Below are 26,824 nucleotides of genomic sequence, written 5' to 3' on the forward strand. Positions count from 1 at the left end.
CTATTTAGTTGCTAAAACTTTTCAAAACTTGTGGGAGATTGAAAAATAAATTACAAATAATTGATAATCATAATTTTACAAGTATTTGATTTTACTGAATTGTACTAAGACAATAGCAATCTACATCTTATTTTGATTTAAAAATTAGGTAAAACCACCTATAAATACAGAGCAGCAAACCACTAAATTTGAAACTACAACTAAAGCTATAAATCAATAAACTTTCATATTATGAGTGCACCAAAATTTAAAGCAACGATGACCATTCCAAAAAACGGCATGGAAGAATGGAATGACATTATGCAAAATCCACCAAAAACCCTTCCGCAAGGCATCAATGAAGACAATTATATTGTGGCTTCCTGTGCAAAATTTTCGGATGGCGTTACCGTTTTTGGAGGAGTAGCAGTTGGAGCAAAATCACAAGACTTTAATTACCCGCTATTCATGGTTTTTGACAAAAACATGCATCAAGTTGGTGGTTGGCCAATCGACACAAGCGATTGGGATAGCTGGAGTGCGAGGTCCATTCAATTTGCTGTTGATCCTAATGATGAGGATGGAAATTATCTGCTAGATATTGTTGAAGCTACTTCTTAAACATCCATTTATTTACTCTAAAGCATGATGCAAACGACTTACGATGAAGCCATCCTAAACCGTATTGTCAACTTTATCAAAAGTATTCAAATTGATGTTATTCCAACACGTTTAAATGACGACACCTTTTTACCTGGACTTCACTTAAAAGGACAGGCCATTTTAATCGACAAATCAAAGTTGAAATACCCTGGAGATTTATTACATGAAGCTGGTCATATTGCAGTAACAGTAGCACAGGAAAGATCAAAAATTGGCACTTCCGAAATGGAAAAGAGTTGGCCTTGTATGGGAGATGAAATCGCTGCCATACTCTGGTCCTATGCTGCGCTTCATCATTTAAACCTAAATCCAGATGTCGTATTTCATCCAAATGGATATAAGGATGCTTCCAACTGGTTTATAGAACAATTTACAAGTGAGGTTTATATGGGATTACCGCTCTTAGTATGGATGGAGTTTTGTGACACTGAAACATTTCCAAAAATGAAAAAATGGCTGAGATAATAATCTTCATTTAAAAAGCTATAAAAGTTTCTGAAGCTATTGAGATGGTTTTTGTAATTTTATAACATGCGAATCATTTCTACCAACATCGGAAAACCAACAACCTTCTCCTGGAATGGTAAAAATGTAACAACTGGAATTTTTAAAATGCCTGTTACTGAAGCAATACATCTTGGAAAAGAAGAGGTAAAAGGTGATGAAATTTCTGATAGAAAAGTTCATGGTGGTGAGTTTAAAGCTTGTTATTTGTTTTCAGCAGACCATTATCCGTATTGGAAAAACCTATATCCTGAGTTAGAATGGACTTACGGCATGCTAGGTGAAAATCTTACTGTTGAAGGTTTAAATGAAAAAAAACTCATTATCGGCGATATCTATAACATTGGAAATGCTTTAATACAAATCACTCAACCAAGAGAACCATGCTTTAAGTTTGCAGCTAAGTTTAAATCTCCAGATGTTTTAAAACAGTTTATAGAACATGGATATCCAGGAACTTATGTTCGTGTTTTAGAAGAAGGAACTGTTAAAAACGGTGATCAATTTATACTTCATAAAAAAGCAGCGAATAGTATTTCTATATGGGATTTTTTTCAGTTATTATTTACTGAAAATAAAAACAAAGACCACATTAGATTAATTGAAAACAATACTGCTCTACCCAAGCAAAAAAGGGACAAACTAAAATCTTACTTAAATACTTAACCATGGCAGTATCACCTTTAACGGAGTCTTCAATAGTATCTTTCTACATTATTTCAAATGGCGTAGAAATACAAAATACCATTGAAATTTCTGCAATTGAAATTGAGCAAAACACAAACGCTCAGCATAAAGCTTTCATTACAGTAAATGATGGCCATCAAAACCATGATAAATTTGAGGTAACAGATTCTAAAACCTTTAAACTTGATAACCTAATTGAAATTAAGTTAGGCTATGATAGCAAAGTAACGCGTGTATTTAAAGGTCTTATTACAAGTCGTTTTATTTCTGGTGACACCACAGGAAACTTACATCTTAATGTCATTTGCAACACACGTACATCAACCAATGTCCTAAAAAAACCAATTGAACAAGATTGGAATAAAGCTCCTGTTCTTAAGCTCTCCTTTGGAAAGGATGTAATGAATTATGAATTACTAATCCACGAAGATAATTCTAATCAGATTGAAGGTTTTGTCTCTTTTGTCGGATTCGCAAACACCAACGTTAATGACACGCTCCAGCTTGAAGGCTTTGGAAAGACGTTTAGTTCAATCTATATCATTTCAAAAGTTATTCATCATATAGCAGACGGCGACTGGATAACTACTGCTTTTATTACTGGAAAAATTCAATGAATATACCTTTAAGAGATAAGATCCATTTCACCAGAGTATCACTAAAGAAAAATGCTGGACCATTACTTATTGGTCTAATTTTTATCATACTAGGACTTGTTCTTGCATACATTGGCTATTTTATAGCTGAAAACAACTTTTTAACGGGCTTCGGAATAACATTTATAAGTTTTAGTGGCTTCTTTTTAATATACACAATGCCATCGAGTTACATGCATTATTACGAGCAAGAACTCACAAAAAAATATGGCAGCTACACCACAGCAAGAGTTGTTCATAAACGTATTGATGATTATTCGCATACCTCATCTTCTTTTGAAGGTGGAAAAGCTATACAGCATGAAGAATATCTCTATGTGATTGAATTTGAATTTAACTATAAAAACAAGTCTTATGAAAGCGAATGCTTTTTTGAGCAAAAAACGACTTATGAGCAGATTCCTGTTGGATATGAACTTCCCGTTAAATTCCTAAGAAACAACCCAGAAAGAGTAACACTTAGACGTCGAAAACTGGCAAACGAATTAGGTATTTCAGAAAAAATGTGTCAGTAAAATAGCCTACCTTTGCCTTAAAACATAATGCATGTCATTTAAAGACTTAAAACTTAACAGACCTATTTTACGCGCTATTGCAGAAGCAGGTTACGATAATCCAACATTAGTTCAAGAGAAAACCATTCCTGTAGTGCTTGAAGGTAAAGACAGTATCACCTCAGCTCAAACCGGAACTGGTAAAACTGCTGCTTTTGCATTACCTATTTTACAACTCTTATTTGACAAGCAAGATGCACCAAAAAAAGGAAAAAAAGTCAGAGCACTAATTGTAAGTCCGACACGAGAATTAGCCATTCAGATTTCAAAAAACTTTACAACATACGCTACTTATACCAACTTAAGAACTGCGGTTATTTATGGAGGCACCTCTATTGAGCCTCAAAAAGACATCCTTAACAAAGGGGTCGATATTTTGGTCGCCACGCCTGGCCGTTTATTAGACCTTCACAAACAAGATGCTGTCAATTTAGATTATGTAGAAACTTTTGTTTTAGATGAAGCCGATTTAATGCTAGACATGGGGTTTATTGATGATGTTAAAAAAATTGAACGTTTATGTCCAGAAACCAAACAAACACTCTTGTTTTCAGCAACAATGCCTTTCAAGGTTGAACAACTGGCCAATTCTATATTAAAAGACCCTGAACGTATTGAAGTTACTCCAACATCGTCTGCAGCTAAAAATGTGAGTCAGATATTGTATTACGTACCAAAACGAAATAAAATTGAACTCTGTTTACACTTACTGCGGAATACCATAAAAGGCAGTATTCTCATTTTTAGACGTACAAAATTTGGTGTCGATAAACTTGAACAAACCTTATCCAAAAACGGTTATAAAGTCGAACGTATACATGGTGACCGTACGCAAAATGAACGTCAGAATGCGTTGGCCGATTTCAAACGTGGAAAAGTAAACATTCTTATTGCAACAGATGTTGCTGCACGTGGTATCGACATTAACGAGCTAGATGCAGTGATAAATTTTGATTTACCAAATATTCCCGAAACCTATGTGCATCGTATTGGTAGAACAGGTCGTGCTGGAGAATTTGGTCACTCATATTCTTTTTGTTCTGCCGACGAAAAAACGTATATAAAAAATATTCAGCAGTTGATTAATGTTCAAATCCCTATTGATCATAATCATCCTTATCCATTAGACCCAAAAGCTAAACCTATAGTTCATAAGAAAAAAGGTAGCAAGTATAAAAAAGGTCGTAAAGGGGAAGGTTCAAAAAAGAAAAAAAAGCGTTGGTACTGATTATTAGTGTTTTGAGTTTCCATAAAACTAATTATCTTTAAACTTAAAACCCAACCAAATGAGTTCCGATTATAACAATCCAGCATTTAAAAAGTTATTACAACGACTCCAAGAAGAAAGCTGGCAATTAGAATTAATCATATCTGGTTTTGCCATCTTTGGTTTGTTTACTGCTTTCGGACCGATTTCTGAAGCTGCCCAAACTGCAAAGGATAAGCAACAATTAGTTTGGGCTATCATACTTATTATAGCTTTAATCTCATGTTCGATTTTAATTTTTAATTTATTACTTCATGTCGTACTCAGAGGACTTTGGATAGGTGCCTTAGGACTTCGTTATGTATCGGGAGATATTGATTATGACTCCTTAAATTACAGTGAAAAGTTCACTAAATACCTTAAAAAGAAAGTAGGATCTTTTGATAAATACGTTGCCACTTTAGAGAATTATTGCAGCATCATATTTGCGGTATCGTTTTTACTAATCTTTTATGTATTAGCACTAACATTTACCATTCTATCTATCGCTCTTATTGCCACTCAAATTCTTGACAACGACAATATACCAGAGACTTTAAGGACCATTCTGGGTGTTATTTTAATTCTGTTTATCGTTTTCGGAATGATATTTACATTTATAGATTTTATTACTCAAGGGTGGCTTAAAAAGAAAAAATGGACCTCTAAAATCTATTTTCCAATTTATTGGGTGTTTAGCTTTATCACACTATCGTTTTTATACAGACCCTTAATTTATAATTTCTTAGATAATAAGTTCGGAAAACGTCTAAGTTTCATATTACTTCCGGTCTATCTCCTTATTTTAATTTTAACTTCATTTAATTACAAATTTTCAAACTATTTTGATGGGCCAGATTATTCATCAGAACAGATTGCCAGCAGCGAAAACTATCTTGATTTGATTGAAGAAAACAACAGTTTTATTGATGGTGTTGCCATTTCTTCTAAAGTAATTTCGGAGCCTTATGTAAATGTGTTTATCCTCTTTACTGATAATCTTGAAAATAATGTATTTAATTACAACCCAGACTTAAAGCCTGAAAAAGAAAAAAGAGGATTGAGAAGCGATATCATCGTCAATGATACCAATTGGAAACATATTAATCAGATTAGAAAAGATTACATTAAAACTGTAAATGAAATGTATTCGGTTAGAATTGACTCTTTAGATTTTGATTCTGAATTTGTCTTATCCGAAAGCAAACAAAAACATCTTGGTTTCGAAACCTATATTAAAATCAGCAATCTACAGGAAGGCAAACACCTTTTAAAAGTGATGCGAAAACGCATCAAAAAAGGAGATACCATACAACAACACATCAGAAAGATTCCATTTTGGTATTTCAAGAATTAGGCATCAAGGCGTTTATCAAAATAACGCTTTAACAGCGGAACTTGAACACACAGCATTACAGCAAATAATAATATTGCATAAGTCATGGTTTGAGACAAACTGAAGTCTGACAAAGGGTTAAATGACACTTTGTCTAAACTTAAATCTTGAATCCATTCATAATTTAATGTCAATTTTCCGAAAATAACATATCCAAAAACTGCAATTACACCTAGCAAGATTACTGCCCAAACCGGCTTTGAAATTAATGGTCTATAGGTAGTAACTGAAGTATTAAGACTTTCGATTTTTGACATTACACGTTGTGTAAAATCAAACGAAGGACTCTCAACTGAAGGTTTTCCAATCACTTTTCGTGACAAACCGTCTAAATATTTATCTGCATTCTCGTTCATAATATTCTATTACTTCTGGTTCTAACTGCGCCTTTAATATACTGGCCAGTTTTTTTCGACATCTAAAAAGTTTTACTTTTATTGAATTAGCAGTAATACCAACAATCTTTGAAATTTCATCTAAAGATAAGTCGTCAAAATAATACAACGTCAACAAAAAACTATCTTCACTTGGTAACTTTTCAATACAACGTTGTATCGCTTCTTTTTTTTCTTGAGCCTCTATGTGATCAAGAGCATTATCAATAGATTTAATTTGATGTGCAGTATATTCATTAATTTCTACATCATTCAAAAACTTTTTATTTTTTTTTATTCGGTCTAAACACGTGTTATATGTTACTCTATAAATCCATGTCGAAAATTTAGAATCACCTTTAAATTTATCGAGTGATTTATAGGTTTTAACAAACGTATCCTGAGCAACCTCTTCTGCTTCTTCTCTGTTTTTCAACATTCTCAAAGCTAACGTAAACACCAAATCCTTATACATATCAACCAATATCGAAAAGGCATTCGTATTGCCATCGATGATTTGATTGATGAGTATTTGATCGTTGTTGGTGGTCATTTTATATTAAGACGACACAACTCATACAATGGTTACAGGTAAATCGTGTTTATTTAAAATATCAACAAGAAAATAAACAGAATAGAAAAAAATCAATAAAACTTGTAACCATAATTCAAAACGTATCGTCATAAGCTCTGAACACTTAAAATTAATCAATTAAAAACGAAACATTATGGAAGAATTATTAATACCATTAAGTTTTTTTCTAGCCATCTTCGGAATGGTATATCTATACCTTTCAACTAGAAATAAAGAACGATTAGCACTTATCGAAAAAGGTGCAGATGCCAGTATATTTATGAGAGGCAAATCGCATACAGCTCCTATTTGGAAGGTCATTATCCTTAACCTCGCTCTGTTATTAATGGGTATAGGAATAGGCACATTTATCGCTTCTATTTTAGACAATTACACCACTTTAGATGAAGACGCAGTATATCCAGCAACCATATTTTTCATGGCTGGTGTTGGGCTCTTTATTGGATTTAATATGACTAAAAATTTAGATAAAGAATAAATAACTCCCAACCAACTAATCATAAAACCACTGTTAATCAACAGTGGTTTTTTTATTTACAACCAGTTAATGTGTATATTTAAAGCTATAATTACAGCCCTAAAATGAAACATTATTTATACATAGTAATCTTCTTTAGCATCTTTTTTGTTGGTTTTTTACCTGCTCAAACCAAAATATTAGATAAAGACACCCAATATCCAGTGTCTTATGCCACCATATCATTTGGTGACGGACAAGGTTTATTTGCCGATGATGATGGCATGTTTATATTTACAAAAAAGCTGTATCCAGATGTTGATTCACTATATATTACAGCTTTAGGTTATAAAGATTTAGCAATATCTACGATAGAGCTTCCGAAGCGTATAGAAATGCAAACTGAAGCGAATAAGTTAGATGAAATTTTAATCACTGCCAGAATAGACAGAAAATTTAAAAAAGAATCTATTAAACCTTATCTGGATGATGATTATTACAAATGTTGGTTACCAACTATAGAGAGTGAAATTGCTGTTTTTTTTCCCAACGGAAATGAGAAGCTTAAGAAATTGACGTCTGTTGTATTTCCTATTACTTTAGAGTCTAGAGATTGGAAAAAACGAAAGCGTGCTAATGCTGATAAACGAAAGTTTTCAACGCTTTTTAAAGTCAAATTTTATAAAAATGATGATGGCTCTCCAGGCGATCCTATGACTTATACTAATATAGTATTTAGAGTCACAGAACAAAATGGTGATGAATTTGAACTTGATGTTTCTGAGCACGATTTATTTATTCCAGACGATGGCTTTTTTGTGTCGATTCAAGTGTTAGGCTATACTAATCAAAACGGAAAGCTATTACCTAACAAAAAATACAAAGAAATTAAAGGCAGAAATGGAACCGTTAAAATACCAACTAACTTCAGGCCTTTACTTCCGTTTACTGATGAAATAGAAACTCACAACACCTTTATTAAGCGTGTATTTATTAGCGGTAATGATTGGGTACAATTTAAAAAAGGAAATGGTATAGAATCGAGTTTATTAAAAACAAACCTCAATAATTATGGGGTTGGCATTAATTTTAATGTGTATAAAGATGAGTTCTAGAACAATTTACCTTTAAACTTACGGCGTCGAATTTGACACCTGAAGCACCTTTCCGTTGTAATATGTATTGCCATTAAGTGCAAAATCCTGAATATAAGCAGCCATTGCTTTAGCTGTTGTTGGTGCTTGATACTCAGGAAAGGCTTCTTTAAGCATTTCAGTTTGCACAGCTCCTAATGCCAACACATTAAATTGCGGACCTGTTGCTTTGTATTCTTCAGCCAATAATTCTGTTAATGTAATCACAGCGCCTTTACTTGAGCTGTAAGCTGCCAATCCTGGAAATTTCATACTGCCTTGAATCCCTCCCATTGAACTAATCGTTACAACATGACCATTGCTCTTCATATATGGCAACACGATTCGCGTTAGTTCAGAAACACCAAACACATTCGTTTCATAAACTTTTGTAAAGTCTTTAAAGGTTGTTTCAGAAAACGGTTTATTGATTAACATTCCGGCATTATTGATTAAAATATCAACATGCTTAAACTCATTATCAATAAACTGAGTTACTTTTTTATAATCATCTTCTTCACATAAATCGAATGCAAAAGACGAGATATTATTAAAGTGAAGGTTATTAACTGGCTGGGCATTTCTAGATAAAGCTAACACATTATGACCTTGACTGGCAAATAAATGAACAAGTTCAAAACCAATACCACGACTGGTACCAGTAATAATTATATTCTTACTGTGCTTCGGTGGCATACATTTTAATGTCTTTAGTTTCGGTATTGCTCATTTCCTCAATTGCAGGAATTGTTTTATTAATCAAACTCGCCATAAAATCAAAATCCAGTTGGCTTATTTCATCATCAACATGATGGTAATAATCAAAGTTCGACAAATCGCAAGAGGAAATTGTCTGACATGGCAAACCAAACTCTTCATAAAACGGATAGTTATCTGAGCGCTTAAATAACTGGTATTTTTTTGCAACATCTGAAGCCCCAATAAGATTACTCCCCACATATTCATTGATTTTATCTGCCATATTTGACAGATCATATCCTGTTACAAAAGCCTCATAATCACGATCTTTAAAAGGCACACCTATCATTTCAAAGTTTAGCATTGTGTATAGATTAAGGTTTTCCGATTTTAAACGTTTAGCTAAATGCTTAGACCCTAACAATCCCATTTCTTCTGCTGAAAACAAAGCAAACATGATACTACGCTTATTATTTTTTCTCTTAGCAAAATACCTGGCCATAGCCATTACTCCTACTGTACCAGCTGCATTATCATTAGCGCCATTTGCTAAAGAATCACCATCTACTGTTTTACCTTTTCCTATATGATCATAATGAGCTCCTAAAATGATAACCTCATCCTTTAGCTTTGCATCTGTTCCTTCAATAAATCCAATCACATTAAAAGCATCTAAACTATCAATTTTAAAATGATCTCTATAGGTTTCATAATACGGTTTTACACCATAAGATTTAAACTCACTTTCTATATAACTGGCCGCTTTTTCAATACCTTCACTTCCTGCTCGTCTTCCGTTTAACTCATCAGACGCTAAATACGTCACAGCGGTTTTAACTTCATCACTCGTTATTGTGATGGTTTCTAATTTGGGTTCAGATTTACAACTTACAATAAGCAATAAGGCAATAAAAGAGAATATCTGTTTCATGTTTTTTTTATTTGAGTTTAAAGATAAAAAAAACCTGTTGCAATAAAATTGAAACAGGCTTAAATATCTTTTTGATTTGGCTTTTATAAACTATTCAGTGTCGCTAACTTCTCTAAAAGTAAGCTTCTGTAGTTTGCAAAATATTCGGGATACTGAGCATTTCTAATACGCCAAGTATGACTGACTTCATCGTCCTGATATTCCAAATAAATACCTCCTAGAGCATCAGTACAATCGACACAATCTAAATAACCGTTGGGTTCATTAAATATTTCCGAAGGCAATTCGTCCAACAATACAACGAAATCTTGATAGTTGATATTAGGTATTTCCTGAAAGTTGCCTAGAAACACATCTCCCTCAGGAGAATTAGAATCTATATCTCGATAAACACTGCTGCTGTCAATTTTATAAATTGTAGCACAATCACCATTACAATTATCATCTGCAAACCAACCAAAAATGAGTTTCGCATTTTGGTTTTCTCCTTCATCTGTATTCGCATCATCATCACTTGAACATGAGATGGTCAACATAAGAAGTAAAACAATACCAAAATAGTGTCTAAGATGTGGCATGTAATTAAACTAACATTGTTACAGGGTTTTCAATATAACCTTTAAGAGTTTGAAGGAATTGAGCACCAGTTGCACCATCTACTGTTCTATGGTCACAAGCCATTGTTAACTTCATGGTATGTCCAGGAACCACTTGTCCGTTTTTAACCACAGGTTTAGATATAATAGCACCTACAGATAAAATAGCCGAATTTGGCTGATTGATAATAGATGTAAAACTTTCTATACCAAACATTCCTAAGTTGGAAATTGTAAAAGTACTGCCTTCCATTTCATCTAAGGATAGTTTTTTATTTCTGGCTTTTCCAGCATATTCTTTAACTGCAGCACCAATTTGTGTTAAGCTTTGTTCATTTGCAAAACGCACAACAGGAACAACCAAACCATCAGGCACAGCTACAGCTACACCAATATGTACGTGGTTATTTAGTCTCATTTTATCATCAAACCACTGTGAATTTACTTGAGGATGTGCTTTTAAAGCTAAAGCACACGCCTTGACAATCATGTCGTTGTATGAGATTTTTGTGTCTGGAAGCGAGTTGTATTGTGCTCTAAAAGCCATCGCGTTTTCCATATCAAACTCTACATTTAAGTAGTAGTGTGGCGCTGAAAATTTAGATTTGGCTAAATTCTTCGCAATCGCTTTACGCATGTTAGAATTTGCAACCTCATCAAAATCTTCCTGACCAGTTGGCACAAATTTACCTACTGAAGCAGCTTGACTTGCAGGAGTAAAGTTTTCAATATCACGTTTGACGATTCTTCCATTTTCACCAGAACCGTTAACCTGAGATAGATTTATACCTTTCTCTTCTGCCATTTTCTTAGCTACAGGTGACACAAAAACTCGTCCGTTACTAGTCGTATTAGTTGTTGTGGTTGTTTTAACCGAAGTTTCTTTTTTAACTTCTTGCTTAGGAGCTTCCGTTTTTTGTTCTGCTTGTTTAGGGGCTTCAGTTTTAGCCGAAGAAGAAGCACCTTCAATTTTAAAGTTTTTAGCCACATCAGAAACATCTGTTCCTGCAGGACCAATAATCGCTAGTAACGCATCTACTTTTGCAGATTCACCTTCATTTAATCCTATATGTAATAAGGTTCCTGATTGAAATGATTCAAATTCCATCGTCGCCTTATCAGTTTCTATTTCAGCTAAAATATCACCTTCTTCTACTTCATCTCCAACTTGTTTTAACCATGACGCCACAGTACCTTCTTCCATAGTATCACTAAGGCGTGGCATCGTTACGACAATAACACCTTCTGGTAATTCCTGGTCACCTGAAGATTGAGATGCAGAATCATCACTGCTGTCTGTTGCTTGCTCTTCAGCCTTAGTTTCTGAGGCTTCTGGCTTAGCATCTTCAGTTTCAGATTCAGACGCTCCTCCATTTAACAAGTCTGAAATATCCTCACCTTCATCACCGATAATAGCTAAAAGTGTGTCAACTTTTGCTGTTTCACCTTCCTGTATTCCTATATGAAGCAAGGTTCCTTCGTTAAAAGATTCAAACTCCATCGTGGCCTTATCGGTTTCGATTTCAGCTAAAATATCACCTTCTTCAACCTTATCGCCTACCTTTTTTAACCAGGCAGCGACAGTACCTTCTTCCATAGTATCGCTCAAACGAGGCATGTTAATTACTTCAGCCATAGCTTATATTTTGTGTTGTATAAATGGATAATCTTCTTGCTCATAAACAGCGTCATACATGACATTCTTATCTGGATATGGTGATTCTTCTGCAAACTTCTCACATTCAGATACCAATGCTTTAACACGCTTATCTATAACTGCGATTTCATCTTCAGTAGCATATTTCTTATCTAAAATAACCTCTTTAACCTGAGTTATTGGGTCTATTTTTTTGTATTCTTCAACCTCATCTTTAGTTCTATAGTGTTGCGCATCAGACATTGAATGTCCTCTGTAACGGTAAGTTTTTAATTCTAAAAATGTTGGTCCGTCACCTCGCCTAGCACGTGCAATTGCCTCATCAAATGCTTCAGCCACTTTAATTGGGTTCATCCCATCAACTGGCCCAGAAGGCATTTCATAACCGAGACCTAATTTCCAGATATCAGTATGGTTGGCAGTACGTTCTACTGAAGTTCCCATGGCATATCCGTTATTTTCACATACAAATACCACAGGTAATTTCCATAGCATGGCTAAGTTAAAAGTTTCATGAAGCGACCCTTGACGAGCGGCACCATCACCAAAACAACAAAGTGTTACGGCATCACTTCCATGATATTTATCTCCAAAAGCAATTCCTGCACCTAATGGAATTTGACCACCAACAATACCATGACCACCATAAAAACGATGTTCTTTTGAAAAAATATGCATCGAACCTCCAAGACCTTGAGAGGTTCCTGTGGCTTTTCCATATAATTCTGCCATAACACGCTTAGGATCTACTCCCATTCCAATGGGTTGAACGTGGTTTCTGTACGCAGTAATCATTTTGTCTTTTGTCAAATCCATAGCGTGTAGCGCTCCTGCCAACACCGCTTCTTGACCGTTATATAAATGAAGAAATCCTCTTACTTTTTGTTGAATATAAACTGCAGCAAGCTTGTCTTCAAACTTTCTCCAGAACAACATGTCCTCATACCATTTTAGGTAAACTTCTTTTGTGATTTTTTGCATTAGTGACGTTAATTATTTAAACGAATAACAAAAGTAACACTTTAGTTAGTAATGAAAAAACCGATAAACGTAAAATTTGTTACGAAATCGTTATAGAAAACTTTTATCGAAGCCCAGAGGTAATAAATTGGCTAAAGAATCAGATTTTACGACCTTACCTGTTTCTCCCATGAAGTAGATTTCAATTGGATCATCCTGCTTAAACTCATACTCTGCGATAGCTTGTCTGCAAGCACCACATGGCGGAATTGGCGTCTTAGTTGTTTGTATTTGCGAACCAGCTGTTAAAGCCATTTTTAAAATTTTAGCATTTGGAAATTTAGCGCCTGCATAATAGATGGCTGTACGCTCGGCACATAATCCAGATGGATACGATGCATTTTCCTGATTATTACCCGTCACAACTTCACCATTATCTAATAAAATTGCAGCGCCGACTAAAAACTTTGAATATGGCGCATAAGCGTTGCGTCGTGCTTCTATGGCGTTCTCCATTAGTTTAGCAACATCTGGAGGTAATTCGTTGAAATCATCAAAAACGCTTAACTTAGATTCTATTTTAACTTCCTTCATTAGAAACTGTTTTAGACAAAAAAACTATTGCTTAGAGAAACAATAGTTTTAAGTTTGAATTATGTGAACGACTAATATTCGTCATATTCTCCATCTCCAAAATTAAACGTCAGAGAGAAGCGTAAAGTATTCTCTAACGGACTTTGAACTTTTGATGCTGAAAACAGATACGATAAGTCGATATTAATTGTTGTGTATTTAAATCCTGCTCCTAGAGCGAAAAATTTTCTTGCTCCTTTTTCATCACTTTCATTAAAATAACCTGCTCTAAATGCAAATGATTCCTGATAAAGATACTCGGCACCTAAAGCCCAAGTAAATTCTTTTAACTCTTCACTAAACCCTCCTGGTGCATCTCCAAAAGATTGAAATACGCCTGATAAGAAACTTACATCATTGGATTGACCGCTCGTAATGATTGTTGGTTCGCTCTCATCAACATCTGCGGTTGCAGGATCGTCTGAAGTTTGTTCTCCATCACCATTGGTATCAACAAATCCAAATAAAGGTGGTGTTGGCACTAATAGTTTAGTAACCTCTGCGGTTACGGCTAATTTGTTATACTCATCAAATATAAAATCAAAACCACCTCCAAGTCTTAAGTTGGTTGGTAAGAAATTCTCTCTTCCGCCATCATCATACTTAATTTTTGGACCTAAGTTTTGAATAGCAAATCCAAAACGCGTTCTTCCATTAAAACTATTATAAGCTTCCTCCTCACTTTGATAAAAACCAGAAATATCGACTCCAAAAGAACCTGCTGCGCTTGCATTAGCATCGACAGCTTGAATTCTTAAATCTGAACGTAAATATCTTAAGGCTACAGACATTGCAAATTGGTCTGCTAAACGCAATGAGTAAGACGCATCAACAGTAAATTCATTTGGCTTTTCAATTAATGGCTCTGAAAATTCATCTGGGCGAATTTCAATTTCACCTAAACCAAAATATTTGAAGCTAAATCCGAAAGAACTTCTTTCATCAATTCTATTGAAGTATGTTAAATATGCGATAGAAATATCATTAACTAATTTACTTAAATAAGGTGTATAACTTACGGCAATACCAGATTTTGCTTCAGAGAACGTATATTTGGCTGCATTCCATTGTTGTGAATAAGCATCAACTGAAGTCGCAACTCCCATATCTCCCATACCTGCAGAACGTGCATCTGGAGCAATAAGCATAAATGGCACACCTGTAGTAATTACAGTAGATTGATTAGGAAATGTCACGGTCTCTTGAGCATTCGAAAAATTAAATAGGCTGAGTGCAATAAGGGCTAAAATGTATCTTTTCATATGTAAATTCATGTTTATATCAATGTATTACTACACCATATAGATTAAGCAAATATAAATCTTTATTAGAGTATCACAAGTTTTTCAATTTTTTCGACTTGTTTATTTAAACGACTAGATCGGACTTTTAGTTTGTAAATATAGACACCTTTACCGATTTTATCACCAAAATCATCTCTACCATCCCAAACGATATCTTTTGAAAGTGAACTCGTCACTTTACTTCCTCCAGAAGTTTGACCATTTAAAGTTCTGACTAATTTTCCAGACACTGTAAAGATCTGTACTGAAACGTCTAAAACATCAGAACTATTGTGATTGAACCAAAATTCGGTATAATCAATGAAAGGATTTGGGTAGTTTAGAACATTATCAATAACCAGTTCTTCGTCTTTATCTCTCACCAAAAATTCTATTTCAGCTGTTGAAGAATTATTATATACGTCCCAAGCTTTAAGTGTTAGAGTGTGTAATCCTGTTTCTAAATCTCTAAAAAGGTAACTCAGTTTTCCACTTTGGTAATCGTCTACATTTGCTTCGTAGTAGTCATTAAGAACAAAAGGATTCGTTTCATCACCATCTAATATGGCTACAATATCGTGACCGATACCACTTGCAGTGTTGATGCCATTTTCATCTTGAAGTTTAGCAAGCAATGTTGGCTGCTCGTTGGTTATACCTCCTGAAACAAAATTTTCGTCATTCATAAAAAGACTAATCACTGGTCCGACATTATCTTCTTCAGCATTTTCGTTTATACCTCCAACTTGAATATCAAAATTAAATCCAGATTTATCGTCTAGTATATTATCTTGTTTCGCATAAAAACTCACTTTCCCTGGTCCGACTGGGATTCCGATATCTCTAGGTACCACAAATTCGAAATCAAATTTCCCATTGGTTACTGTAGCTTGGCCTTTAAACATGGTTTCGCCAAGTGTTTTAAAATCAAGTATAATCAGACCATTACTACCCGTAGTACCATCATTTCCTAAAGTTTGTCTGTCAATCTCTTTATCAAAAACTGTAGCAGTTAAAATACCATTATAGTTTGACAAGAAATTCCCTGCAGTGTCATAAACTTCACCAGACATTTTAACCCGATCTAATGCTTTAAGAACTTCAGTTTGTTCACCAATTGGCACATCATTTACGGCTGTTAATCTAATTTCAGGTCTTGGAAATGCCAGCTTCATTGCTGGATCTCCAATATAAAATACGAGGGAGCGTTGTGGGTTTCCAGAAATCGCCGGGTCATTTTTGGTTAATCTCAATGCTTCAGCAACACTAGGATACTCGTTTGAGCCGTAACTAAAGAGAAACTGCTCTAAAACCACATTATATGAGATTCCTGCAGTTACAAAGATTTGTCTTGTAGTAGTGATTAAAGCAATAGAACCTCCATCTTTATTCCAATAGGTAAATTCACCTGCGGTTTGACGTTGTGGATTATCAAACTTGGTGTACTCACAAGTTATGGTAATAAATAGATTAAACTTACAGACATTTCGAATTTCCTGAGCATCAAACTTGGTAAATACACGCTCTGCTGCCAATCCGTCCTCTCCACCATGTCCAAAATAATTGACAACCAAAGCTCCAACTTCTATGGCATCTTTAATAGCTTTATTGACTTGTGGATATCGTTCGCCACTGGCACTGGATTCTTGTTGAAAAGCATCGGAATGAATCTTAACGGCATTTATAAATGGTTTTTCAGTGGAGATTTCATTAGAAATTTCATCAGTTGTTCCTTGTAAAATCTCTTCCCATGACTCATTAACATCATCGGAAATAGCAATGATATTATTTCTCCAGCTACCAAATGCTTCCTCAGCATAATAGCCTTCAATTTTATCTACCAATTCTACTGCTCTTTGAGGTGTATCAGCCAGAATTCGCCCTACAGCTATATCTAAGCGATCACCTGCATTCATCAAACCTTCGTTGTCATCCATCATGCCGTAGAAATCATCGGAAATAAAAGACGATGTTAAACTAAAGCTCTCTTTAGAGTTCCATATAGGGACGATATTGGTATTGTTAGAAACTCGGTCTTTATAATCGTAAGATGCATCCCCAAAAAGACATACATACTTGAGTCTGCGTGATGGACTACTTGCATTATTATAAACATACCTTACCATGTTTCGGATAGCTGCAATATCTTGATTCCCCGAACTAAATTCATTATAAATCTCATTAAGAGTTACAACTTTTACATTTAGGTTATATTTATCCCTATTAATTTGAGCTAACCTTTCAGCTTGAGAAGTGTAAGAATTACGTGCAACGATGATATAATCTACATCCTGAAATTCTCCCTGACTATTGAGAAAAATTGTACCTTTTATATTTTGATTGGCAACAGTAGTATTAGCATCTCTTGACGGGTCAAAATAATCTAAACTTGACACTGTGATGTATGTCTTACTTTCACCAGCAACATCAAGAAATTGCATACTAGCGCTTTGATCTGAATTCACTATAGTTTTAACATTATACTTATCAGAAATATCCCAAATTTCTTGAACATTAGACGTATTTCCAATAGTATACTGAGCAACACCCGGATTTAGAGCAACATCATTATTTTTAAACTTGAATTGAGTACCTTCAAAAATCAAACTTCGAGTCGCTTCAATGGATATAAAATCTAAGTAAGCCGAAGACGAAGGGTTTCCATTATTATTATAGATTAAATTAACTGACACTTCAGGTGAAGATAAATTTACATCATCCTGATAAGAGTTTCCAGAGGCTAATATTGGGTCATTTATTCCAGTAAAGCCCATAGTATTAACTAAAGTCCCATTTAAAACCACTTGCATATTAGTTGAAGGACTTTCGCTTACTGCTCCAGCAAGAACTCTAATTTTTGCAGGTACTTCGGAAACTAAATTAGGAAAGCTAAATGTATAATTTCTTTCGTTTTCAATATCAAAACGTTCACCCAGCCATCGTCTCCCGATTTTTGCCAAATTATTTTCATCAACTTCATGAAACTGATAATCCTGAAAGGTATTGACTTCAATAGATATGTCTCCTTCAGGTTGATTTAGAGTGGTAACTCGTTTCCCAAAACCACCATCAGTATTTATAAAATAGTAGGATTTATCAGTAAATAAGTTAATATTAGTATCACTTTCACTATTATATTCTTTTGGTCCTTCTGCATAAAACAAGATATAATCTTGATCATCAAACACGCCATCTTCTTCTCCAACAAATCGAATGGCATTTTCAGTTAAATCAGAAGGATAAAATTCACTGTTAGCTAAAGGCAGCATAGCTCCTCCATTACCGAATACTTTAATTGTTCTTGGGTCAACATTGGTATTAACACCCAAAGCATTTAAAAAACTTTTACTTAATCTAAAAACCCCAGACTTATCTACATAAAACTTATACCAGTTACCAGTGTTTAAAACTGAATTAGTAATTTCATTATTATTAAGTGATGTTCTGTTGAGTGCGCCTCCATATTGATAATCAATCGTAAATGCAGTTATCTTTTTATAAATACCTCTATCGTTGATTATTGGTGTGATTTCTAAATAGGCATTTATTTTATCTCTATCAATGGCATTTCTAAGAGTTACTTTAGGTGTGTTAGGTATGGTTGATAGTGGTAGATCCTTTAAATCGGAAACACTTATATTTTGATATGCAACCTGACTTAACTGAATAGAATTTTCATTAAGATATGAAGATTCTTCCCATTCTGCATAAAACTTAAGTCCCTGACTTCTCAAAAAACTAAAATGCTTTGTACTAAAACTAGGGATTTCAATTTTAGACGTTTCAGTTTCTAAAACTTTAATGCCTTCCCAAACAATATTAAATTGTTTTTGTTGCGAAAAGCTAAAAAATGAAATTAATAGTAAAGAAAATAGTAAATGTTTTTTCATAGTAAATTAACGTCTATATACTCATGATATTATAGAGTCACAATTTTTTATTCAAAATTACAACAATAATTGATTTATTCAATCGTTATTAAAGACAAAATACATCGATAAACTGATTAAAAATCCGTTATTGTGTACAAAAAAGAGGATGAAATGCAACTTTTTTTGCATGATTTTAGCAAAAAATGTTGTTAGTTTACCTTTAATTACTATATTGCGTCTCTAAAATTAAACTAGCTTACTTAAAAAGTATGGATATGAAAAACGTCTTAAATCTAAGGATTCTATTAGCCCTAGTAGTGTCTTTAACAATTGTTAGTTGTAGTAGAAATTCTACAGATAAAAATACATCTAGAGCTACAGGATGGAAAATCAATGATAAAAATGGTGGTTTTCAATACAATGACAAATTCCAAGAACAAGAAACAGGCCCAGGTTTAGTATTCATAGAAGGTGGTACTTTTACGATGGGAAAAGTTCAGGATGATGTGATGCATGATTGGAATAATTCACCTAACCAACAGCACATTCAATCATTTTACATGGATGAAAGTGAAGTTACCAATAAAATGTACACTGAATATCTGGATTGGATTAAAAGAACTTATCCGCCAGAAGAAGAAAATTATAGATTAATTTATGAAGGTGCTCTTCCTGATACATTAGTATGGAGAAACCGTTTAGGTTATGCTGAAATGATGACAGAAAACTATTTACGTCATCCAGGTTATGGAGAATACCCTGTTGTTGGTGTTAGCTGGATTCAAGCAGTTGAGTTTGCGAACTGGAGAACAGATAGAGTTGCTGAAATGGATTTACAAGAAGCTGGATATCTTGCCAGAGACTCTCAATATAGCTCTAGTGCCGAAAGTAACTTTAACGTAGACACATATATCAATGCTCCAACTCAAACTTATGGCGGTAATGATTCTATCATAAATCCTGAAAAATCAAGACGTAGAGTTCAGGTTACAGCTGCTGGAGATACCATTAATAAATACGCTAGAAGAGAATCTGGTATCATTTCTCCAGATTACAGACTTCCAACGGAAGCTGAGTGGGAATATGCTGCTTTAGGTTTAAGTGAATTAAGAAGTTTTAATGTATATAGAGGTCGTAAAAAATATCCATGGGATGGACAATATACTCGTTCAGGAAAACGTAAAACCAGAGGTGATCAGTTAGCCAACTTTAAGCAAGGTAAAGGTGATTACGGTGGAATCGCTGGATGGTCTGACGATGGTGCTGATATTACTGCTCAAGTGATGTCTTATGAGCCTAACGATTACGGTTTATATGATATGGCAGGAAATGTAGCTGAATGGGTTGCCGATGTTTACAGACCTATTGTTGATGATGAATTTAATGATTTCAACTACTACAGAGGAAACGTTTATACAAAAAATGCCATTAACGAAGATGGTACTGTAAAAATTGTAACGCCTGATGAAATTGTATATGATACATTAAGTAACGGACAAATTGTTGCAAGAAATTTACCTGGTGAAATTTTACAAGTTGGTGTAGATGAAAATGAAACCTACTTGAGAACGAATTTCGATAAGAGTGATAACAGAAACTTTAGAGATGGTGACGTAAGATCGTCGCGCCAATATGCTGATAGTTTTGATGAAGATGAATCACTTATGGATGACAACAACACTCGTAAAATGTATAACTCTCCAAAACATAATGTAGAGAGAGATTCTACAGGTGCTTTATTAAAAGAGTATGACACATCTAATGACAGAACCTCATTGATTAACGATGAAGTTAGAGTTTACAAAGGTGGTTCATGGAGAGATAGAGCCTACTGGATTGATCCAGCTCAACGTAGATACTTCCCACAAGATATGGCTACCGATTATATCGGATTCAGATGTGCAATGTCTAGAGTTGGTTCTAAATCACAAGGAAGCAAGAAAAGAAACTAATATAGTTTATACTTATATTTTAAAGTCCTAGTCGTTTGATTAGGACTTTTTTATTACATTTATTTTATGACAATAGAAATCATCTACAATACCTTTTTAACTTGTAGTGCTGTGTGCACTGACACTAGAAAAATCACTAAAAACTGCATGTTCTTTGCCTTAAAAGGAGATAACTTTAATGGCAATACTTTTGCTGAAGCTGCTTTAGACAAAGGCGCTTCATTTGTTATAATAGATGAAAAACAATATCAAAAAAGTGAACAATATATTTTGGTTGATGATGTTCTAAAAACATTACAAGCCCTAGCCACTATACATCGTAAATCTTTAAATATTCCAATTATTGCTCTCACAGGTAGTAATGGAAAAACCACAACGAAAGAGCTTATTAACGCTGTTTTGTCAAAATCTTATATAACAACAGCCACAATTGGCAATTTAAACAACCATATTGGTGTACCATTAACACTTTTAAGTATGACAAAGGCTACTGAAATTGGCATTGTTGAAATGGGAGCTAATCATCAAAAAGAAATTGAATTTTTGACTCATATTGCCTTACCCGATTTTGGTTTAATTACCAATTTTGGAAAAGCGCATCTGGAAGGTTTTGGAAGTATAGAAGGTGTCATCAAAGGAAAGTCTGAAATGTATGACTTTTTAAAAGCTCATCATAAAACTATTTTCATTAATGAAAATGATGCTCTTCAAGTTAAGCAAGTTGGTAATTATAAAAATACTGTAGTATTTGGGTCACAGACCCAGCTTTTAAAAGCTCAGCCATATATTTCAATAGCATACAAAAATGAAATCATAACAACACACCTTACAGGTACTTACAATTACAATAATGTTTCTGTTGCAATAGCTATTGGAGAACATTTTAATGTCTCTACTAAAGCCATTATAGAAGCTATTGAAAGCTATATCCCAAATAATAATCGTTCTCAAATTGTTAAAAAAAATGGGCATCACATAATTTTAGACGCCTATAATGCCAATCCGACGAGTATGCATGCTGCGCTATCAAATTTTGAACAATTAAACAATACTAACAAAGTGGCTATTTTGGGTGACATGTTCGAGTTGGGTAATGAAGCTAAATCTGAGCATCAAGCCATAGCTAATTTTGCAAATGAATTACAAATTGAACAGGTTATTTTGGTAGGTGAAAATTTTAATACCACCACTAAGCATGATAGAATCTCTTACTTCAAGTCCTTTGAAGATTTAAAAAGTAAATTCGATACCTTTTCGTTTAAAGACCAAATGATATTGATAAAAGGATCAAGAGGTATGGCATTGGAGCGTATTATGGAATTGCTGTAGGCAATATATTGATATTCCTCTTCAGATTAACTCCGTTGATCCAGTTAAATCAACTCCTGCAAATACAATCCTGGATGCTATCGCATCTTCTGTATTTTTATTTTCAAAAAACCTTGAGTTTGCAACTCGGTTTATTGAAAATAAAAACCCTGACTTGCAAAACAAATCAGGATAGTGCTTGATGTGGGTCATACTGGATTCGAACCAGTGACTTCTACCCTGTCAAGGTAACACTCTAAACCAACTGAGTTAATGACCCTTACTCATAAAAACCAAAAAAGTCCACATTTCTGTGAACTTTAGTGGGCGCGAAGGGATTCGAACCCCTGACCCCTTGGGTGTAAACCAAGTGCTCTGAACCAACTGAGCTACGCGCCCTAAATATTGGACTGCAAATATAGTCTAGATTTTTAATTACCAAAAGCTTTTTTGAAAAAAAATAAAATAAATTTTACATCTCAGAAAACTTCAAAAAAACAAGCTCAATTTTAGCGTTCTAATTTATTTTGATATTTTTAAGTTTTATAAAATCGCGCATTGAAATACATCTCATTTATTGACCAATTAGGCTTAGATATAGAATCACTTTCTAACATTGATTCTAACGGCATTATAAAGCTCCAAAAACAACTCAAAGCTAAAGCTATGCTTGGTGATGCTAATAATTTGGGAGAAGTCGCACACCTAATTGAAAAGTTAAAAGATGATACCACCAGACAGTCTTATGTTTTTATTGAAAAACACGACTGGCTTAAACAGTTGATATCCGGAAATCATAAGGCCATTAAACAGGCAGAAATTGAAGTCGATACATCTTTAATCACAAATGAAGAAGATTTAAAATACTTCTTAGCTCCTTTCTTAAAAGACAATTTAAAAGTATTTCTTTCGGATACTTTAAACAAAGGAAAATACGTCCTATTACTAAAAGTACTCGACCATAACTATCTTTTTTCAGAAGAAAACAATCAACTCGTCATTAATTTTTTAAAAGCACGTCTCAATTATGCAGCAGTATACTTGAGAGAGAAACGATTAAATGATAAAGAACATCCTGTAGCGTTTATTACGAATAAAGTTTTTATCAATTGTTTAAATCAATATCCCGACAATTTCAATCAAGAGATACAAGAACTTAACTCAGAAGTGATTGACATTTATAATTCTAAACGCAGAAATGTAGACAATCAGCAATTTCGATTTGCTGCAAAAGCCATGGTGGCATTCTCGGTTTTAGAAACTTCTAATTTCTTTCTTGCTGAAACTTTAAAATCCAATGCAAATATTGCCAGAGAATATACGTATCCATCCCGCTCAAGTAGAAAGACAGGCTCGGGATTTGGAGGCTGGAGTGCTTTTGTGATTATAATGATAGTTATCAGAATTATTTTCTGGGTAAGTAAAGACTCTAAGAAAAGTAATTACGATTACATCAACGGTAGTAATTATAGTTCTCAACCAATTTATAATGACGCCTTTCAAAGAAAACTTGATAGCTTAAGAACATTGCATTCAGTTGATGATATTTTAAATGTAGAAGAAACTGTCATAGAATCGACTGAAAGTACTGAAACAGAACCTAATTATGATAGGTTTAAACTTGCCGATCACACAAAGTTCATCTATACCTTGAAACGGAAAGTTGAACGTAAAAATGTAGATAAAGATGGTTACATTAAGCATCTAGACCCCTTTTCTAACCCTTATCCTAAAACATTTACAGTTATTCCTCACAAAACTGAAGACATCGACAATTCTTTGGTTAAAATAACGAATCGAACTAAAGAGGATCTTATTGTATTTAGGTTAACAAACGGAATTGATCAGTCCTTATATATTCCTAAAAATCAATCAACATTCGCTAAAATCTCTGATCAGGATTCACTTGTGTTTTATACAGGCCGCCATTTTGTTTCTACAAAATTCTCTCATTTTATTGAAGATACTGACCTATCAAATATGCTCGTTGTAAACAAGGAAAATGACATACCCAACTCTGAAATTTCCATATACCCGTTTAAAGACAAAATCTCTAAAATAAACAGTAGTTCATCAAATAAGATTTTGATTGATACCACCAGAGTTGAACAGATTAAAGCAAAAAACCTCAACCTAAAACCATTAAGCATTAACAAATTATACACCGATTATTACAATAGAAAATACAGACGTTAGCTTAGTCCTGTTCTACTATCATCTTTAAAGTTTTTCTGTTTTTCTTTTTCATGGTCTGGTAACAAGGCTGTTAAACCATAAACAATGTGTCGTAATGATTTGTAATCTTGTTTATCTAGTGCTTTCTCTCCTTCCTTGAACAGCTTATCGGCTCTACGCTGATTAGAAAAATCGGTACAAAACTTAAGATTGAGAAAATAAGAAATGAAGTTTTCATCGCTAGACTTGATTATAGCATAGTACAATTCGTCTAGTTCTTTAATCTTTGCACGAATTAGATATTTGTTTCCTGAGTTAATAACTTCACGCTCATTTTTAATAATTCGGGAGTATTTATCTCTAAAGTGCTCATTCTTTTCATAGCTCAATTGGTATTCTAAACTCTCCTTCGATTCGTTATACTCTTCAATTTCTTTAGCAATAACTTTGTTTCTCGTTAAGTCATCAAAATCTTGTATGAGTTTTCGCTTTTTATCATCCAGCTGAAATTTAGCATCAGAGACATCATCATCGGTTATTAAAGATGCAGCTATTTGTGTTTCAATTAATCCTACTCTTATGGTTTCCAATTGCTGAGAATACTCAAAATTTTCTTCAGAATTATGCTCTCGGATTAAGGCTTCAACATCACCCAAAACCGTATTGATTTCCATATTTATCTTATTGACACTTATAGCGCGTTCAGATTCACTAAATACATTTTTAAATTCCTGATCACAAGCTTGTAAAAAGACGTTAATCTTTAAATCTCTAGATTCAGTGACTTCGAGCTCGATTTCAATATCTGTACCTTTGATTAAATCTTCTTCAAGGTCTTTTCCAAATATTTCGATATAACCAATACTTAATCCAGAACTCGGTAAGCCTCTCGAATTTCCTTCGATAATATTAATAATCAGATTAGATTGCGATTGTTGCAAAATTGTTTTAGAAGCCGTTTTATAAATCTTCTTTTTTAATGGTAAAATACTTCCTTTAGCGAACACTTTTTCCAATCGTGTAGTTGAAGCATCTAAATCATCAATTTCCATACAAATGTCATTTGGTAAAGGTTGCCCCTGAACATTGTAACTTCCTTGATTTATTGCTACGGTTTCAATAGTTTTTAAAACATCTAACTCTGAGTTTAATAACTGAATTTTAAACTGGTTTAAACGACCTTCAAGTAAAGGCACAAATTCTGAAAAACTACCATCATCCAGAATTTTCACTCCAGAATCATAACCACCATCTCGTCTCATTATCCTATAACTACCAACCTCTTTAGAGTTGACTTTTGCTGTAATGAGTTCTTCTAAATCTCTGGTATTTTGTTCGTAGAACAATTTAAAATCGACAGAATCCTCTACAACTTTCTCCTTAGTAATTTCATCATCTGAAACAGTAGCCGGTTTTGAACCTGCATAATAAGCTGCTCCAAGAGCCACTGCCGAAGTTGGATCAATACTCGAATTGACCTCAACACCTATAGCTTCAGAAATACGTTTTTTTATTAATGGCACATAGGTGCTTCCTCCAATCAAAATTACACGCTCAATTTGAGTTTTAAGTAACTGATTGTTTTTTATAACATCTTGAATAAAAGTAATTGTCTGCTCTACTTTAGGACGAATTAATTCTTCAAATGCTTCGCGTTTTATGGTAAAGGATTCATAAAAATTTTCAGTATTGATATCGATATCCAATTCGACTTCTGTGTCCTCATAATGTGATAATTCCTTTTTTGCTTCTTCGGCAATTTTAAGGAGTTCAAAATAGAGACCATTAAAGTTAGTAGTCTTAGATTTTAGGTCTTTCCAAAGATTGGTAAGTGATAACTTTTCTTCTATAAACGGAACAATTAATTTTTCTACAATAAGATTGTCAAAGTCAGCTCCACCCAAATAATTATCACCTAAATTATCAGTAACTTTTAATTCTCTATCATTGACTTCGACTAGTGCTACATCAAAAGTTCCTCCTCCAAAATCATAAACAATCCAATTTTGCTTTTCGTTGACTTCGGTATTGGACGTATTGGCAAATGCCAAACATGCAGCAATAGGTTCCTGTAGCAAAACAACCTCTTTAAAACCAGCCATATAACCAGCTTTTTTAGTTGCATTTGATTGTATGGTATCAAAAGAAGCAGGAATTGTAATTACGACTGAGTTTAAGACTTCTTCATCATTGACAAAGTTTTTAAGTTCTTTTAGAATTAATGAAGACAGCTCAATAGGTGACATTTCTTTATCAATTGACGGCACATAATAGGTGTCCTGAGTTCCCATTTTACGCTTGAATAACATGCAGATATTTTCAGCATCTTTCTCCAAATAGTCAAGTGCTTTATCTCCGATAACCGTTCTATTTCCGCGAAAAGCGATACAAGAAGGCAGGGTTTGTTTCAGTCCAATCGGATTATTATAAATTTTAATAGTTCCGTCGTCATATTTAGCAATAAGACTATTAGTCGTTCCTAAATCTATAGCAAAGTTTATGGTTTTCATCTGA

Annotated in this window: 23 protein-coding genes and 2 tRNA genes; 12 read left to right on the forward strand and 13 right to left on the reverse strand. The window is 34.0% G+C overall.

Annotated elements, in window-relative coordinates; all coding sequences use genetic code 11:
* The first annotated feature begins 231 nt into the window (after positions 1-231).
* The 7 genes from H7350_RS12165 (at position 232) to H7350_RS12195 (ending at position 5,646) form a co-directional block, all read left to right on the forward strand.
* Positions 232-600, forward strand: a complete 369-nt coding sequence (locus H7350_RS12165) for a hypothetical protein (RefSeq protein WP_204346200.1) — start codon at positions 232-234, stop codon at positions 598-600.
* Between the two features lie 24 nt (positions 601-624).
* Positions 625-1,107, forward strand: a complete 483-nt coding sequence (locus H7350_RS12170; RefSeq protein ID WP_235989341.1) for a hypothetical protein — start codon at positions 625-627, stop codon at positions 1,105-1,107.
* A gap of 66 nt (positions 1,108-1,173) precedes the next feature.
* Positions 1,174-1,812, forward strand: coding sequence for an MOSC domain-containing protein (locus tag H7350_RS12175; protein WP_204346201.1), 639 nt, complete (start codon positions 1,174-1,176; stop codon positions 1,810-1,812).
* A 2-nt stretch (positions 1,813-1,814) separates the two neighbouring features.
* The gene (locus H7350_RS12180) at positions 1,815-2,450 is read left to right on the forward strand and encodes a hypothetical protein (RefSeq protein WP_204346202.1); all 636 of its coding nucleotides are present in this window, start codon (positions 1,815-1,817) and stop codon (positions 2,448-2,450) included.
* The gene (locus H7350_RS12185; RefSeq protein ID WP_204346203.1) at positions 2,447-3,004 is read left to right on the forward strand and encodes a hypothetical protein; all 558 of its coding nucleotides are present in this window, start codon (positions 2,447-2,449) and stop codon (positions 3,002-3,004) included. Before H7350_RS12180 ends, H7350_RS12185 begins: the two co-directional genes overlap by 4 nt.
* 31 nt (positions 3,005-3,035) lie before the next feature.
* Positions 3,036-4,271 (forward strand): DEAD/DEAH box helicase, encoded by a 1,236-nt coding sequence (locus tag H7350_RS12190; RefSeq protein WP_204346204.1) that lies wholly within the window; start codon positions 3,036-3,038, stop codon positions 4,269-4,271.
* A 58-nt stretch (positions 4,272-4,329) separates the two neighbouring features.
* Entirely contained in the window at positions 4,330-5,646 is a 1,317-nt protein-coding gene (locus H7350_RS12195) for a hypothetical protein (protein ID WP_204346205.1), read from the forward strand.
* Here the strand turns inward: H7350_RS12195 and H7350_RS12200 are convergent.
* Together H7350_RS12200 and H7350_RS12205 are read right to left on the reverse strand one after the other, a co-directional pair.
* Positions 5,643-6,041 carry a hypothetical protein gene (locus H7350_RS12200; protein WP_204346206.1) on the reverse strand — a complete coding sequence of 133 codons (399 nt, stop codon included), beginning with the start codon at positions 6,039-6,041 and terminating at the stop codon, positions 5,643-5,645. The genes H7350_RS12195 and H7350_RS12200 overlap by 4 nt on opposite strands.
* Positions 6,022-6,612, reverse strand: a complete 591-nt coding sequence (locus H7350_RS12205) for an RNA polymerase sigma factor (RefSeq protein WP_204346207.1) — start codon at positions 6,610-6,612, stop codon at positions 6,022-6,024. Before H7350_RS12205 ends, H7350_RS12200 begins: the two co-directional genes overlap by 20 nt.
* 172 nt (positions 6,613-6,784) lie before the next feature.
* Between H7350_RS12205 and H7350_RS12210 the strand changes: the two genes are divergently transcribed.
* Both H7350_RS12210 and H7350_RS12215 read left to right on the forward strand, forming a co-directional pair.
* Positions 6,785-7,132, forward strand: a complete 348-nt coding sequence (locus H7350_RS12210; RefSeq protein WP_420825369.1) for a DUF6249 domain-containing protein — start codon at positions 6,785-6,787, stop codon at positions 7,130-7,132.
* Positions 7,133-7,236: 104 nt separating this feature from the next.
* On the forward strand, positions 7,237-8,226 hold the full coding sequence (locus H7350_RS12215; RefSeq protein ID WP_204346209.1) for a hypothetical protein: 990 nt from the start codon (positions 7,237-7,239) through the stop codon (positions 8,224-8,226).
* An 18-nt stretch (positions 8,227-8,244) separates the two neighbouring features.
* Here the strand turns inward: H7350_RS12215 and H7350_RS12220 are convergent, their stop codons facing one another.
* The 8 genes from H7350_RS12220 to porU all read right to left on the reverse strand — a co-directional run bounded on the left by H7350_RS12220 (position 8,245) and on the right by porU (position 18,893).
* Positions 8,245-8,940 (reverse strand): SDR family NAD(P)-dependent oxidoreductase, encoded by a 696-nt coding sequence (locus H7350_RS12220; RefSeq protein WP_204346210.1) that lies wholly within the window; start codon positions 8,938-8,940, stop codon positions 8,245-8,247.
* Entirely contained in the window at positions 8,921-9,874 is a 954-nt protein-coding gene (locus tag H7350_RS12225) for a M28 family metallopeptidase (protein WP_204346211.1), read from the reverse strand. Before H7350_RS12225 ends, H7350_RS12220 begins: the two co-directional genes overlap by 20 nt.
* Before the next feature lie 83 nt (positions 9,875-9,957).
* Positions 9,958-10,452: a hypothetical protein gene (locus H7350_RS12230; protein ID WP_204346212.1), complete on the reverse strand. Its 495-nt coding sequence runs from the start codon at positions 10,450-10,452 to the stop codon at positions 9,958-9,960.
* A 4-nt stretch (positions 10,453-10,456) separates the two neighbouring features.
* Entirely contained in the window at positions 10,457-12,106 is a 1,650-nt protein-coding gene (locus H7350_RS12235) for a pyruvate dehydrogenase complex dihydrolipoamide acetyltransferase (RefSeq protein ID WP_204346213.1), read from the reverse strand.
* A gap of 3 nt (positions 12,107-12,109) precedes the next feature.
* Complete coding sequence (pdhA, locus tag H7350_RS12240; protein ID WP_204346214.1) at positions 12,110-13,108, reverse strand: pyruvate dehydrogenase (acetyl-transferring) E1 component subunit alpha; 999 nt, start codon at positions 13,106-13,108, stop codon at positions 12,110-12,112.
* Between the two features lie 90 nt (positions 13,109-13,198).
* The gene (gene cdd / locus H7350_RS12245; RefSeq protein WP_204346215.1) at positions 13,199-13,681 is read right to left on the reverse strand and encodes a cytidine deaminase; all 483 of its coding nucleotides are present in this window, start codon (positions 13,679-13,681) and stop codon (positions 13,199-13,201) included.
* A 71-nt stretch (positions 13,682-13,752) separates the two neighbouring features.
* Positions 13,753-14,982, reverse strand: a complete 1,230-nt coding sequence (gene porV, locus H7350_RS12250) for a type IX secretion system outer membrane channel protein PorV (protein ID WP_204346216.1) — start codon at positions 14,980-14,982, stop codon at positions 13,753-13,755.
* A gap of 65 nt (positions 14,983-15,047) precedes the next feature.
* Positions 15,048-18,893 carry a type IX secretion system sortase PorU gene (gene porU / locus H7350_RS12255; protein ID WP_204346217.1) on the reverse strand — a complete coding sequence of 1,282 codons (3,846 nt, stop codon included), beginning with the start codon at positions 18,891-18,893 and terminating at the stop codon, positions 15,048-15,050.
* Positions 18,894-19,144: 251 nt separating this feature from the next.
* Here porU and gldJ point away from each other — a divergent pair, with 251 nt between their 5' ends.
* Together gldJ and H7350_RS12265 are read left to right on the forward strand one after the other, a co-directional pair.
* Positions 19,145-20,827 (forward strand): gliding motility lipoprotein GldJ, encoded by a 1,683-nt coding sequence (gene gldJ, locus H7350_RS12260; RefSeq protein ID WP_204346218.1) that lies wholly within the window; start codon positions 19,145-19,147, stop codon positions 20,825-20,827.
* A 66-nt stretch (positions 20,828-20,893) separates the two neighbouring features.
* Positions 20,894-22,156 (forward strand): UDP-N-acetylmuramoyl-tripeptide--D-alanyl-D-alanine ligase, encoded by a 1,263-nt coding sequence (locus H7350_RS12265; RefSeq protein ID WP_204346219.1) that lies wholly within the window; start codon positions 20,894-20,896, stop codon positions 22,154-22,156.
* Positions 22,157-22,340: 184 nt separating this feature from the next.
* On the opposite strand, the gene H7350_RS12270 is transcribed toward H7350_RS12265, so the two are convergent.
* Positions 22,341-22,415, reverse strand: a tRNA-Val gene (locus tag H7350_RS12270).
* A gap of 44 nt (positions 22,416-22,459) precedes the next feature.
* A tRNA-Val gene (locus H7350_RS12275) sits at positions 22,460-22,534 on the reverse strand.
* 159 nt (positions 22,535-22,693) lie between these two features.
* On the opposite strand from H7350_RS12275, the gene H7350_RS12280 reads away from it, so the two are divergent.
* A complete protein-coding gene (locus H7350_RS12280) occupies positions 22,694-24,331 on the forward strand; it encodes a hypothetical protein (RefSeq protein ID WP_204346220.1) in 1,638 nt (545 codons plus the stop codon).
* Here H7350_RS12280 and H7350_RS12285 read toward each other — a convergent pair.
* Positions 24,328-26,820, reverse strand: a complete 2,493-nt coding sequence (locus tag H7350_RS12285; RefSeq protein WP_204346221.1) for an Hsp70 family protein — start codon at positions 26,818-26,820, stop codon at positions 24,328-24,330. The two genes, H7350_RS12280 and H7350_RS12285, sit on opposite strands and share 4 nt — an antisense overlap.
* Between the last annotated feature and the right edge of the window lie 4 nt (positions 26,821-26,824).

Origin of the sequence: Psychroserpens algicola (assembly GCF_014526325.1) — a bacterium.
Lineage (GTDB): Bacteria > Bacteroidota > Bacteroidia > Flavobacteriales > Flavobacteriaceae > Psychroserpens > Psychroserpens algicola.

What these genes read in the sequence shown, in the direction of transcription:
- porU (WP_204346217.1), bottom strand. Translation starts at nt 18,893, where the DNA reads ATGAAAAAACATTTACTATTTTCTTTACTATTAATTTCATTTTTTAGC.
- H7350_RS12265 (WP_204346219.1), top strand. Translation starts at nt 20,894, where the DNA reads ATGACAATAGAAATCATCTACAATACCTTTTTAACTTGTAGTGCTGTG.
- H7350_RS12205 (WP_204346207.1), bottom strand. Translation starts at nt 6,612, where the DNA reads ATGACCACCAACAACGATCAAATACTCATCAATCAAATCATCGATGGC.
- H7350_RS12235 (WP_204346213.1), bottom strand. Translation starts at nt 12,106, where the DNA reads ATGGCTGAAGTAATTAACATGCCTCGTTTGAGCGATACTATGGAAGAA.
- H7350_RS12220 (WP_204346210.1), bottom strand. Translation starts at nt 8,940, where the DNA reads ATGCCACCGAAGCACAGTAAGAATATAATTATTACTGGTACCAGTCGT.
- H7350_RS12200 (WP_204346206.1), bottom strand. Translation starts at nt 6,041, where the DNA reads ATGAACGAGAATGCAGATAAATATTTAGACGGTTTGTCACGAAAAGTG.
- H7350_RS12180 (WP_204346202.1), top strand. Translation starts at nt 1,815, where the DNA reads ATGGCAGTATCACCTTTAACGGAGTCTTCAATAGTATCTTTCTACATT.
- H7350_RS12225 (WP_204346211.1), bottom strand. Translation starts at nt 9,874, where the DNA reads ATGAAACAGATATTCTCTTTTATTGCCTTATTGCTTATTGTAAGTTGT.
- H7350_RS12195 (WP_204346205.1), top strand. Translation starts at nt 4,330, where the DNA reads ATGAGTTCCGATTATAACAATCCAGCATTTAAAAAGTTATTACAACGA.
- H7350_RS12165 (WP_204346200.1), top strand. Translation starts at nt 232, where the DNA reads ATGAGTGCACCAAAATTTAAAGCAACGATGACCATTCCAAAAAACGGC.
- H7350_RS12230 (WP_204346212.1), bottom strand. Translation starts at nt 10,452, where the DNA reads ATGCCACATCTTAGACACTATTTTGGTATTGTTTTACTTCTTATGTTG.
- H7350_RS12175 (WP_204346201.1), top strand. Translation starts at nt 1,174, where the DNA reads ATGCGAATCATTTCTACCAACATCGGAAAACCAACAACCTTCTCCTGG.
- cdd (WP_204346215.1), bottom strand. Translation starts at nt 13,681, where the DNA reads ATGAAGGAAGTTAAAATAGAATCTAAGTTAAGCGTTTTTGATGATTTC.
- H7350_RS12215 (WP_204346209.1), top strand. Translation starts at nt 7,237, where the DNA reads ATGAAACATTATTTATACATAGTAATCTTCTTTAGCATCTTTTTTGTT.
- gldJ (WP_204346218.1), top strand. Translation starts at nt 19,145, where the DNA reads ATGGATATGAAAAACGTCTTAAATCTAAGGATTCTATTAGCCCTAGTA.
- H7350_RS12170 (WP_235989341.1), top strand. Translation starts at nt 625, where the DNA reads ATGATGCAAACGACTTACGATGAAGCCATCCTAAACCGTATTGTCAAC.
- H7350_RS12190 (WP_204346204.1), top strand. Translation starts at nt 3,036, where the DNA reads ATGTCATTTAAAGACTTAAAACTTAACAGACCTATTTTACGCGCTATT.
- H7350_RS12285 (WP_204346221.1), bottom strand. Translation starts at nt 26,820, where the DNA reads ATGAAAACCATAAACTTTGCTATAGATTTAGGAACGACTAATAGTCTT.
- H7350_RS12185 (WP_204346203.1), top strand. Translation starts at nt 2,447, where the DNA reads ATGAATATACCTTTAAGAGATAAGATCCATTTCACCAGAGTATCACTA.
- porV (WP_204346216.1), bottom strand. Translation starts at nt 14,982, where the DNA reads ATGAAAAGATACATTTTAGCCCTTATTGCACTCAGCCTATTTAATTTT.
- pdhA (WP_204346214.1), bottom strand. Translation starts at nt 13,108, where the DNA reads ATGCAAAAAATCACAAAAGAAGTTTACCTAAAATGGTATGAGGACATG.